The sequence below is a fragment of the Mesorhizobium sp. B2-4-19 genome (assembly GCF_006441315.1).
Taxonomy (GTDB): domain Bacteria; phylum Pseudomonadota; class Alphaproteobacteria; order Rhizobiales; family Rhizobiaceae; genus Mesorhizobium.
The window spans coordinates 35,743-47,620 of the sequence record NZ_VFUV01000026.1 but is presented as its reverse complement, the minus strand read 5'-3'; the positions used below and the strand labels follow the sequence as shown (position 1 = coordinate 47,620).

The 11,878-nt window shown below is 60.4% G+C and carries 8 protein-coding genes and 2 pseudogenes; 3 read left to right on the top strand and 7 right to left on the bottom strand.

All coding sequences use genetic code 11. The features are described from left to right. The first annotated feature begins 90 nt into the window (after positions 1-90). A complete protein-coding gene (locus FJ546_RS29305) occupies positions 91-1,002 on the top strand; it encodes a DMT family transporter (protein ID WP_140892642.1) in 912 nt (303 codons plus the stop codon). Between the two features lie 55 nt (positions 1,003-1,057). On the opposite strand, the gene serA is transcribed toward FJ546_RS29305, so the two are convergent. The 6 genes and pseudogenes from serA to FJ546_RS29275 all read right to left on the bottom strand — a co-directional run bounded on the left by serA (position 1,058) and on the right by FJ546_RS29275 (position 8,783). Beyond that, positions 1,058-2,659, bottom strand: coding sequence for a phosphoglycerate dehydrogenase (serA, locus tag FJ546_RS29300; protein WP_140892641.1), 1,602 nt, complete (start codon positions 2,657-2,659; stop codon positions 1,058-1,060). A 63-nt stretch (positions 2,660-2,722) separates the two neighbouring features. After that, positions 2,723-3,898 (bottom strand): phosphoserine transaminase, encoded by a 1,176-nt coding sequence (locus tag FJ546_RS29295; protein ID WP_140892639.1) that lies wholly within the window; start codon positions 3,896-3,898, stop codon positions 2,723-2,725. A gap of 201 nt (positions 3,899-4,099) precedes the next feature. Further along, positions 4,100-4,882 (bottom strand): outer membrane protein, encoded by a 783-nt coding sequence (locus tag FJ546_RS29290; RefSeq protein WP_140892637.1) that lies wholly within the window; start codon positions 4,880-4,882, stop codon positions 4,100-4,102. A gap of 243 nt (positions 4,883-5,125) precedes the next feature. Beyond that, on the bottom strand, positions 5,126-5,959 hold the full coding sequence (locus tag FJ546_RS29285) for an outer membrane protein (protein ID WP_140892636.1): 834 nt from the start codon (positions 5,957-5,959) through the stop codon (positions 5,126-5,128). Positions 5,960-6,135: 176 nt separating this feature from the next. Continuing rightward, positions 6,136-6,642, bottom strand: a pseudogene (locus FJ546_RS31810) (transposase); the annotation flags it as partial. Between the two features lie 77 nt (positions 6,643-6,719). Further along, positions 6,720-8,783, bottom strand: coding sequence for a hypothetical protein (locus FJ546_RS29275; RefSeq protein WP_140892634.1), 2,064 nt, complete (start codon positions 8,781-8,783; stop codon positions 6,720-6,722). Positions 8,784-9,084: 301 nt separating this feature from the next. On the opposite strand from FJ546_RS29275, the pseudogene FJ546_RS31805 reads away from it, so the two are divergent. Then, a pseudogene (locus FJ546_RS31805) lies at positions 9,085-9,208 on the top strand (IS630 family transposase); the annotation flags it as partial. Positions 9,209-9,277: 69 nt separating this feature from the next. Here FJ546_RS31805 and glmM read toward each other — a convergent pair. Then, positions 9,278-10,630, bottom strand: coding sequence for a phosphoglucosamine mutase (glmM, locus tag FJ546_RS29270; RefSeq protein ID WP_140892632.1), 1,353 nt, complete (start codon positions 10,628-10,630; stop codon positions 9,278-9,280). A gap of 370 nt (positions 10,631-11,000) precedes the next feature. Between glmM and FJ546_RS29265 the strand changes: the two genes are divergently transcribed. Beyond that, positions 11,001-11,855 carry a hypothetical protein gene (locus FJ546_RS29265; protein ID WP_140892630.1) on the top strand — a complete coding sequence of 285 codons (855 nt, stop codon included), beginning with the start codon at positions 11,001-11,003 and terminating at the stop codon, positions 11,853-11,855. Positions 11,856-11,878: the final 23 nt, after the last annotated feature.

The window sequence follows — 11,878 nt, the reverse complement described above, 5'->3', positions numbered from 1 at the left end:
AATTTTCGGCTTTGACATCATTTACTTGGGCTGAGAGGGGCAATAGGCCGGCAAACACCGCAACGCATCCGTCGCGGCCGGAATCCTGCGATGCATCGAAGCGCCTACTTATTCCTGCTGCTCACCACCTTGCTGTGGGGTGGCAATTCGGTGGCCGGCAAGCTGGCGGTCGATCACGTCTCGCCGATGATGCTGGTCTTCCTGCGCTGGGTGCTGGCGGTGGCGATCCTGCTGCCGCTCGGCTGGCGCACGATCCAGGAGGACTGGCCTGTGGTGCGCCGGCACTGGCTCATTCTGACGGCGCTCGGCGCTAGCGGCTTCACGCTGTTCAACGTGATCTTCTACACGGCACTCAACTACACGACGGCAATCAACGTCTCGATCGAACAGGCGGCGATGCCGATCCTGATCATGACGGCCAATTTCGCCTTCTTCCGGCTGCGCGTGAACTGGGCGCAGATCGCCGGCGTCGTGCTGACCATTGCCGGCGTGATCCTGACCGCTTGCCACGGCGATCCGCGCCGGCTGCTGACGCTGGAGCTCAATTTCGGCGACGCCATCATGCTGGTGGCGGTCGTCCTCTACAGCGGCTATTCGGTCGGGCTGCGGCTGAAGCCGGCGCTGCGCTGGCAGAGCCTGATGCTGGCCATGTCGATCGCCGCGCTCATCACCTCGCTGCCCTTCCTGCTGTGGGAGGTCGCCGCCGGCAAGGCCATCGTGCCCGACGCACGCGGCTGGACCGTCATCGTCTACACCGCGATCGGCGCCTCGGTCGTCTCGCAGATAACCTACATCAGGGGCAACGAGCTGATCGGCGCCAACCGCGCCGGCCTGTTCATCAACCTGGTGCCGATCTTCGGCACGCTGCTTTCGGTGCTGATCGTCGGCGAGACGTTCCAGCTCTATCAGGCCTTGGCGCTTGTGCTCGTGCTGGGCGGCATCGGGCTTGCCGAACATAGCGGGCGCAAGAGCGCGATGACCCGGCCGGGCAGGACGCGCTGAGCAGCGAGAAGGCGCGACAAACGCCGCGCCCTCTGATCTCGGCGAAAAGCCGGGATCAGATCCCGCCCACGTCGAACTGCAGCCGCTTGGCCGAGTCGATCGACTTGTGCGCCCGCACCTGCTCCAGCACCTTGTCCGGGAACGGCGCGTCGAGATAGAGCAGCGCTATGGCGTCGCCGCCCGGCCGGTTGCGGCCAAGCTGGAAGTTGGCGATGTTGACACCGTTCTCGCCGCACACCGTGCCGAGCAGGCCGATGATGCCGGGGGCATCGGCATTGGTGGTGTAGAGCATGTGCTGGCCGACCTCGGCGTCCAGGTTGATGCCCTTGATCTGGATGAAGCGCGGCTTGCCGTCCGAGAAGCAGGTGCCGGCGATCGAGCGCGTCCTGTGCTCGGTCTTGACCGTCAGCTTGATGTAGCCGTCGAACACGCCCGACTTGTCGCGCTTGACCTCGGCGACGATGATGCCGCGCTCCTTCACCATGATCGGCGCCGACACCATGTTGACGTCGGAGACCTGCGGCCGGATCAGCCCGGCCAGCGTCGCGCTGATCAGCGCGCGCGTGTTCATCGTCGCGGTCGAGCCGTCGAACAGGATCTCGACCTCCGTGATCGGATCCTCGGTGACCTGGCCGACAAAGGCGCCGAGCACTTCGGCGAGCTTGACGAAGGGCTTCAGCCGCGGCGCTTCTTCCGCCGTGATCGACGGCATGTTGATGGCGTTGGAGACCGCGCCCTTGATCAGATAGTCCGACATCTGCTCGGCGACCTGCAGCGCGACATTCTCCTGCGCTTCCGCCGTCGAGGCGCCGAGATGCGGCGTCGCCACCACGTTCTCCATGCCGAACAGAGCGTTCTGCTCGGCCGGCTCCACCTCGAACACGTCGATGCCGGCGCCCGCCACCTTGCCGCTCTTCAACGCCGCGATCAGATCGGCCTCGACGATCAGCCCGCCGCGTGCGCAATTGATGATGCGCACGCCGTTCTTCATCTTGGCGATCGCCCCGGCGTCGATGATGTTGCGCGTCTTGTCGGTCAGTGGCGTGTGCAGCGTGATGAAGTCCGCCCGCGCGAACAGCTCATCGAGCTCGACCTTGTCGACGCCGAGCTCCTCGGCGCGCTTGTCCGACAGGAACGGGTCGAAGGCGATGACATGCATCTTCAGGCCGACGCCGCGTGTGGCGACGATCGAGCCGATATTGCCGCAGCCGATGACGCCCAGCGTCTTGCCGGTGATCTCGACACCCATGAAGCGGTTCTTCTCCCACTTGCCAGAATGGGTCGAGGCGTTGGCTTCCGGGATCTGGCGCGCCAGCGCGAAGATCATCGCCACGGCATGCTCGGCTGTCGTGATCGAATTGCCGAAGGGCGTGTTCATCACGATGATACCCTTGCGGCTCGCCGCCGGGATATCGACATTGTCGACGCCGATGCCGGCGCGGCCGATGACCTTGAGCCTGGTGGCGGCGTTGATCAGCTTTTCGGTGACCTTGGTCGCCGAGCGGATGGCGAGGCCGTCATACTGGCCGATCACTTCGAGTAGCTTTTCCTTGTCCTTGCCGAAGTCTGGCAGGTAGTCGACCTCGACGCCGCGATCCTTGAAGATCTGCACGGCGGTGGGAGAGAGTTTGTCAGAGACGAGAACGCGGGGCGCCATGGCGGCCTCCTTGAAATGGGATTGATCCGGGAATGGGCGGCCCGCGGGCCGCCACGGAAAGTCTCAGGCCGCCGCTTTCAGCGACGCCTTCTGCGCGGCGAAGGCCCAGTCGAGCCAGGGCAGCAGCGCCTCGAGATCGGATGTCTCGACCGTCGCACCGCACCAGATACGCAGGCCCGGAGGCGCGTCGCGATAGGAGCCGATGTCATAGGCGACACCTTCCTTGTCGAGCGCCGAGACCAGCCCCTTGGCGAAAGCCGCCTGACCGTCGGCGTCGAGCGCCGCCACATCGGCATCGGTGAAGGACAAGCAGACCGAGGTGTTCGACCGCGTCGCCGGCTGGACGGCGAGATGGCCGAGCCAGGACGACTTGTCGACGAATCCGTCGAGCACGGCGGCATTGGCATCCGCCCTGGCGACCAGTGCATCGAGGCCGCCGATCGACTTCGCCCAGTGCAACGCGTCGAGATAGTCCTCGACACACAGCATCGACGGCGTGTTGATGGTCTCGCCCTTGAAAATGCCCTCGATCAGCTTGCCGCCGGAGGTCAGGCGGAAGATTTTCGGCAGCGGCCATGAGGGCTTGTAGCTCTCCAGCCGCGCGACGGCGCGGGGCGACAGGATCAGCATGCCATGCGCGCCCTCGCCGCCCAGCACTTTCTGCCAGGAGAAAGTGACGACATCGAGCTTTTCGAAATCGAGCCTTTGCGCGAAAGCCGCCGAAGTGGCGTCGCAGATGGTCAGGCCCTTGCGATCCGCCGGGATGAAGTCACCATTCGGCACGCGCACGCCCGACGTGGTGCCGTTCCAGGTGAAGACCACGTCGCGGTCGAAATCGATCTTAGCCAGATCCGGCAATTCGCCATAGCCGGCCTCGAGCTTGCGCACGTCGGGCAGCTTCAGCTGCTTGACCACGTCGGTGACCCAGCCGGAGCCGAAGCTTTCCCAGGCGACCATGTCGACGCCGCGCTCGCCGAGCAGCGACCACAGCGCCATCTCGACGGCGCCTGTGTCCGACGCCGGCACGATGCCGATGCGGTAGTCGGCCGGAACCTGGAGGATTTCGCGCGTCAGCTCGATCGCCTGTTCGAGCTTGGTCTTGCCGATCTTGGCGCGATGGGAACGGCCGAGCGCGGCATTCTTGAGCGCCTCGACCGACCAGCCGGGGCGTTTTGCGCAGGGACCTGAGGAGAAATTGGGGTTTGCCGGACGGAGTCCAGGCTTCGTATGCGTCGTCATCGTGGTCTATCCTTCCAGATAGTGGCCCCTCGTTGGGGAGGGGTGGCCCACGGACGGCGATATGCGTTCAGGCCTCGGGCGTCAAGAGGAAAGTTTTTGTCGCTGCCGGGATACCGGCGATTCGCGATCAGGATCGCGTGATCTCAAACGCGAACGGCGGACCGCTGGGATCCGCCGCTATAGTCTCGCCCGATCCCTGGCCTACCAGAGATCGTAGCGCAGCCCGAGCTTGACCTGGTGATTGCTGATACCCTTCTTGACCGGAAAGGAGGTCAGGCTTTCGGCCGTCACATACTCCGCGCTCGGAGCGGAAAAATACTGATAGCCGAGGTCGACGGAAACATTCTTGGAAACCTGGTAGGCAAGGCCTGCATTCAACGTATAGGCCAAGGAATACTGTGTCTTGTTGTCCTGCAGGTTGAAACTGTTGGCGGGGACATTGTTGTCCGTGTAAGTCGCCGAAAGCTTGTGCGTACTGCGGACAACGCCGATGCCGGCGCCGAGATAGGGCGTGATTCCGACATATGTGCCGAGATCGACATAGCCATTGAGTATCCCCGAGAAAGCATAGTTCTTCAGCGATCCCGATCCCTGGGTCGGCAATGTCGGCAGCGTGACGACGGCTGAATCATCATAGCTGAAGCTGACATTGTTACCGGGCAAATAGCCGAGGTTGAGATCGGCGCGCAGATAGTCGGTGAAATGATAGCCGAAACCGATGCTGGCGAAGGCCGCATTGTCGCTCTCGCTAAAGTTTTCGTTGTTGATCGCCGACGGGAAGGTGAAATCCCCATTTTTGAAGCTCTTCTGCACCAGATAGGAGACGTCGCCGCGCAGATACCAGCCGGAGCCGACCTCGACCGGCACATAGTCGGGCGCCTGATCGGTGTAGATCGGCGGATCGTAGTCGGCAGCGATTGCCGGCGTCAGCGGCAAGAGACCGAGTCCGGCAAGCGCCAGCACAGTACGCGATGTGAGTGTCATAGTCCCCGACTCCCGGATTTGACGACACCTGCGATCAACACGGCAGCCATCGTTTCAGGAAGCATTGTTAACCATAGTGGTTAAGTCACGGTTAAGGCTAATAGAGCGTTAGCGAATTCATTTCAGCTAATACATGACGTTCCAAATTGTCCTCCCTGTCCGGGCGCTTCATTGGCGACAGCTCACAACGAAAACCGCCCGGTCAAGCCGGGCGGTTCGTGTATATTGGAAGCAGTAGGTTTCTTACTTGGTGTAGACGGGCTCAGGTTCGGGCTGGTAGGCCACCACCGGTGCCGCGCACCCATTGTTGCCACCGAACTGATAGCGCAGGCCGCCGCGCACCTCGTGGGTGTTGATGCCGCGGTCGAAACCCGGGCCGGCGCTGCTCGCATCCCATTCGAACATGCGGCCGCCCTGGATATGGGAGAAACGATAGCCTGCATCGAGGATGATCTTGTCGGTCAAGCAGTAGGAGGCACCGGCCATCAGAGCGTAAGCGAAGCGCCAGTTGGATGCTCCGGGGTTGGTCTCGGTGGTGTTCGGGTCGTAGACGGTATCCCACTTGACGTGCGCGCCGCCGATACCGGCGCCGACATAAGGCGTGATGCCGTGCCAGGTGCCGATATCGACATAGGCATTGGCCAGCAGCAGCAAGGCGCTCATCTTCGACACTTCGGTCGACGTCGAGACGAGATCCGAGGTGCCGCCGTTGAAGTTCGACTTGAACCAGTAGTCGGCGGTCACGTCCGTACGCAGGTAATCGTTGATCTTGTAGCCGACGCCGCCGCCGAGCGAGAAGCCGCCCTTGAGCTTGCCGTAGTCGAAACTCTTGCCGCCCGGTATGACCGTACAATTACAGGGATCGATGCCGTAGGTCATGTAGTCGATGCCGCGCACATCGGACTTGTGATAGTCGATGTCGCCACGGATATACCAGCCGCCGACGTCGACCGGCTGTTCGTAGACCGGCGGCGGTGCCTCTTCGACCTGCGGCTCAGGCAGGTCGGCCGCGAACACCGGCCAGGCCAGGCCCGCGAACAGCAGCGCGAACAGGGCCTTTCTTGCTGTATTGAACATGCTTGTCACCCCTAGGAACCCTCGGAACGCGATCGCGTCCGAACGAGATTGGCTTTCAGGCGTGGATAATGAATTGGAAAAGTTAAAAGGCGTTTAACCCTGTCGGTTAACCACGAATCTCTAAAATTCGAGGAATCCGGGCATGATTTGCGATAGTCATACAAAGGATTATGGATTTGACCGACATGGGCCCATTGGCGCATTCCGATTGATGTGATGGTCTGGGAAGCTGCGAGGAGTTTCTGCCAGACGTCGCAGGCCGCATCGATGATATCATCGTAGCTGTCGAAGACACGGTTGGGAGAGCCAGTTCTGGCGCATGCACTGCCAGACGTTCTCGACCGGGTTCAACTCCGGCGCCCACGACGGCAGGAAGATCGGGGGATGTTGTTGGGTATGTTGAGGTTTGCGGTGGTGTGCATCCGGCACGATCCATGACGAGTACGCATGGGCGCCCTTTTCGGCATGGCGGCTGATCTCGTTGATATGGAGTGCATGGCTTCAGTATCGGCAACGGCAGTGCGGAGCCCTCCCGGTACCACGTGCCGGGCAGATGGCGCCGAACAGGTATGCGCTCTTGTAGCGCTGGTCGGCAGGGCGGCCGCGTGCCGCGTCTGGCCCATTGCCGTATAATCCCGTTCTTCTGGCCGATCCTTTGCTTCGTCCTGGAACCAGATCTCCACCTTCGTGCGCAGCGGCAAGTCGCAAAGTTGCACAGTGTGCGCGGCCAGTTCCAAATGTCTTCGTGAGCCCCCCGCGGCTACAATGAGACTACGGGCGTCGCATGTCCAAAAATGCCGTCAGCATAGACGAACCGGCTCTCATAAGCGCCATGTTGGAGATAATGAGTTAGCGGATCGACATGTGCGCTTGCTACGTCTGCATATCGGGTTTCGTAGTCGTACGTGTCGAACCAAGGCGAAGGATCACGTCCTTCCTTCCAGCCATGGTTGTCGTAGTGGAACAGAGGATCAACTCCAGCCGCCGCGACATCGGGATACGCCTGAAGGTAACCTTTGACGTCGAAATAAGCGTCGGGATTGCGTCCTTCACGCCATCCGTAGTTCACGTAATGGGTGTACGGGTCCATTCCGGAAGCGGCAACGTCGGGATTACTCAGGAGATAGTACTCGGCATCAAAGCTGCCGTGGGTGATGCTGCTTCCGATGGCGGCGTAAGCCTGCCTGCCTTCCTGTTGGCCATACTGTAAGTAGTGCAAGAGCGGGTCGATGCCCGCGGCTTTCACATCTGGGTTATGCATCAGGTACAATGCCGTATCGAAGTTTGCTGAGGGGTCCCGTCCTTCTTTCCACCCGAACTGATCGTAGTGCACCAGCGGATTGAGGCCTGCTGCCTTTACATCAGTATTTGCACCTAAATATCCGGTGGTGTTGAAAAAGGAATTCGGGTTTCGACCCTCCTTCCATCCAAAATTCTGATAGTGGCTGTTTGGATTCACCCCTGCGTGGAAAACGTCTACGTTATGCGAGTCGTAGAATAGGTTGTCGATAAGTGGGTTTGCACTATGCGCATCGACAGTAATTCCGGCGAACTGAATGGTTTCAATCGACTTGGTAGTCGTGTCGACGCCGGTGCCGGTGATCTTGTCTGTATTAGCGCCTGTCGACCAAGCGTTGTAATTACTGATGTCGTCAGCAAATACGAGCTTGTCTGTTCCGTTGCCGCCGTCGAAATAGTCACCAAAGGTCTGAGCAGATTGGCTAGGGCCCGGGGCGCCAAACACGAACTGTGGCGAAGCGGACCCAGCGACAAAGGTATCGTTCCCGGATCCCGTGATGGCGTAGTCATTGCCTGAGCCCGCAACCACTGTATGGGGGCCGGGACCAGTAAGGACCAGCACATCGTCGCCACCGCCAGCATTGTATGTACCCGATCCTGCGGGGTCGATGACAACATTGGCGCTAACTGTGCCCGTGTAGTTGAGGTTGAGATGCAGGGTATCAGCAACATCGACATTCAGTTGAAGTATCAAGCTTGTGCTTAGCGGCAGTGTCCCGTCGGCCCCGACTGTCCCAACCAAGCGAAGGCCTCGCAACGTTTCGTCCGCTATAGCTTCTGCAGTCGGGTTTCCCGGATAAAGCGTCAGGTTGGTGATGGCATCATTGAAGGTCGCCGAGGCGCCGTTCATGAATGACTGCGCCATTCCATCAAATGTCTTATAGGCGGTTGGATCGCCGGAATGCTTTATGCCATAGTCAAGAAGCTGCATGCCGTTCGTGACGACATTCTCCAAAGCGTTCTTCGCTGCTGCTACGTTCTTTATCGCCGTGCTCAACCCGTTTAGCCCGGCTGCCGATGCAGCATTGTCCGCGATAGTATAAACGGTGTCCTTGGTGGTCAGCGACAAATTGCCGAACGTAAGTCCGCCGGCGACGTCGGTGGATTGATCGTAGCGGACACCGCTTAGAGAGAAGCCTGTATGATCGGCATCTGTATAGTTGAAAAGATTTCCGGGCCCGACGCTACCAAACGCTCCACCGCCACCAAGATCGCTGGGAATTACGAAGCCGTCCGGCAGTTCAACAACTTGCCATTTTATATGCGAATCGGTCCCGCCGTTGTCGGTGGCGAAGGTGAATGAGCTGCCATAGTCCGCCGGTTTGGTCGTGATGACTGACGTGATTGTAAACTCTTCCGCTTCCAAGTTCGAATTAAGCCCAAGGCCAAGGCCATATTTGGCGATGTTTGTCGCTACAGGCCCGATGCTTAAAGTCGGAGGGGAAGCGCCATAATTTGGCCAGTCGGCGGGATGTGTTTGGTGCAAGCCAACCAAGGCGATTTGCGCATATGCGAAATAAGACATGGCGCAATCTCCACTTAGACCTCTTCGTGAAAATCAAAATTAACTTTATCTAAATGCTGGAACTGTTGCAATGGCGGGCGGATGTTTTTCGATATCACGAGCGACGTGAATTCGCCGGACTGTCGAGCGTGCGGCCCGCTTTTCGTCTCAGCGAGCGAACGTTTGCTACTTTCCCGGTCGGGACGGAACATATCCTAGGACAATGGATCCCAGTCGGTACAACCGACCTGCATGGCTTCCTCGTAAGATGATGTCTTAAGATAGCTAGCTGACACCAACTCTGCGTCAGACCCCTTGATTCTGGCTCTCCAACCGTGTCTTCGACGGCTACGATGACATCATCGATGCGGCCTGCGACGTCTGGCGGAAAACTCCTCGCAGCTTCCCAGACCATCACATCAATCGGAATGCGCCAATGGGCCTATCAGCCCACCGAAAAGGCGGGCCTGGATGCAACTGGAGCGGCGACGCGACCGCTGAGAGCGCGCCAGAAATCAGGCTGCGCTGCGGGTCTCCGAAATGACCTCGACAATGTCGTTGACGACGGCCTCGACCAGTTGCGGATCGTCGCCTTCGGCCATGACACGGATCAGCGGCTCGGTGCCGGACGGACGGATGACCAGACGCCCGGCCTTGCCGAGACGGTTGCGCGCATCCTCGATCGCGGCCTTGACCGGAGCTTCCTCGAGCGGCTTGCCGCCGGCGATACGGACATTCTTCAAGAGTTGCGGCACCGGCTCGAATTTCTTCGACAGTTCGCTGACCGGGCGTCCCTGGCGCTTGATGCAAGCCAGCACCTGCAGTGCCGACACCAGGCCGTCGCCGGTGGTCGAGAAATCCGACAGCACGATGTGGCCCGACTGTTCGCCGCCGACATTGAGCCCATGCGCGCGCATATGCTCCACGACATAGCGGTCGCCGACCTTGGTGCGGTGCAATTGCAACTTCATGTCGCCGAGGAAGCGTTCGAGGCCGAGATTGGACATGACCGTCGAAACCACGCCGCCGCCGGCAAGCCGTCCGCTCTGGTGCCAGGACTCGGCGATCATCGCCATGATCTGGTCGCCGTCGACGATAGCGCCATTCTCGTCGACGATGACGACGCGGTCTGCATCGCCATCGAGCGCGATGCCGATATCGGCGCGCACTTCATGCACCTTTTTCTGCAGGCCGGCCGGATGCGTCGAGCCGCATTCCTTGTTGATGTTGAAGCCGTTGGGTTCGACATTGATGGCCACGACCTCGGCGCCGAGTTCCCACAGCGCCTCGGGCGCCACCTTGTAGGCCGCGCCATTGGCGCAATCGACGACGATCCGGAGGCCCGAAAGCGACATTGAGCGCGGCAATGTACGCTTGGCGAACTCGATATAGCGGTCATGCACGCCATCGACACGCTTGGCGCGGCCAAGCCCGTCGGAATCGGCGAGTGTCGGTTCGATATCCTTGTCGAGCATGCTCTCGATGCGCTCTTCGATCTCGTCCGAAAGCTTGTAGCCATCCGGCCCGAACAGCTTGATGCCGTTGTCGTAATAGGGATTGTGCGACGCCGAGATCATGACGCCGATATCGGCGCGCAGTGAACGCACCAGCATGGCGACGGCCGGGGTCGGGATCGGACCGAGCAGGAACACGTCCATGCCGGCGGCGCAGAGACCCGCTACCATCGCATTTTCGATCATGTAGCCGGAAAGCCTGGTGTCCTTGCCCAGAACGACCCGATGGCGATGGCTGCCGCGCTGGAACGAAAGGCCGGCGGCCATGCCGACCCGCATGGCGATTTCCGCAGTCATCGGAAACTTGTTGGCGCGCCCGCGAATGCCGTCCGTGCCGAAGTAATTCCCTGCCATGCGAGTTCAATTCCCTGAAGGTTCTTTGCCGGCATTTTAATGCCATAATTGACCGGCGCGCCATGATCACATTGTGTGATTATATGTTACCAATCCTTAGAAAATCATTGTTGTGCGCTGCACACAGCAAGGCGGCTTCCCAACATGGCGGCACCGCGGCGCTGCAATATACCAGTTCTGCGAGCTATACGCCGCAGATGCACGCGGAAAATCTTGTTTTTGACCCGGTAAGGGACAATGATTTCATCACCTTATGGGCAGAAGCAAGCTTTGGGCGATATATACGCCACTTAGCATCTGGCGCAACCGACCGTTGAGCGTTATTGATTCGCTGGGACGTATAATGGGCTGCTGCAACGGAGAAAACGCTATGCTCATCCACCGACTTGCCACTTTGACCGGCCTCGCCGTAGTGACGTTGTTCCTGGCCGCGCCAGCCAACGCACTGACGATGGCCGAGTGCAGCACGAAGTATAACGCCGCCAAGGATGCGGGGACACTGGCCGGACAGACCTGGAACCAGTTCCGCAAGGCGCAATGCGGCACCGATGCCGCCGCCACCACCACGGACACCAAGCCGGCCGACACCAAGAAGGCCGCCGAAACCAAGCCGGCCAAGGCGGCCAAGCCAGCGGCCGCCGACGCGGGCGCCGCGAAAGGCCTGACGGCCAAGGAATGCAGCGCCAAGTACCAGGCGGCGAAGGCCGCCGGCACGCTGAACGGCATGAAGTGGAATGACTTCCGCAAGACCGAATGCGCCGCCGGCGCATCCGCCGCCGCTGACACCACCAAGCCGGCAACCACCAAGCCGGCAACCACCAAGGCCGCCGCGGCTCCCGCCGACGGCAAGAGCCTGAGCATGGCCGAGTGCAGCACGAAGTACCAGGCTGCCAAGACGGCGAACACGCTGAAGGGCATGAAGTGGAACGACTTCCGCAAGGCCGAATGCGGCGCCAGCGCCTCGGATGACGACACCGTGCCTGCGCCGAGCGAGGCGAATTACACCAATGAGCCTGCAAAGCCGACCGCGACCGCGCCGAAGGGCGTGACTTTCCCGACCGCCATCTCGCCGAAATTCGCCAGCGAGACCCCGGCCAAGGGCCGTATGCACACCTGCCTTGAACAGTACTACGCCAACAAGGACGCCAACACGCTTGGCGGCTTGAAGTGGATCCAGAAGGGCGGCGGCTTCTACAGCCTGTGCAATGCCAAGCTGAAGAGCTGATCGGCAGCAGCATCCGAAAGACA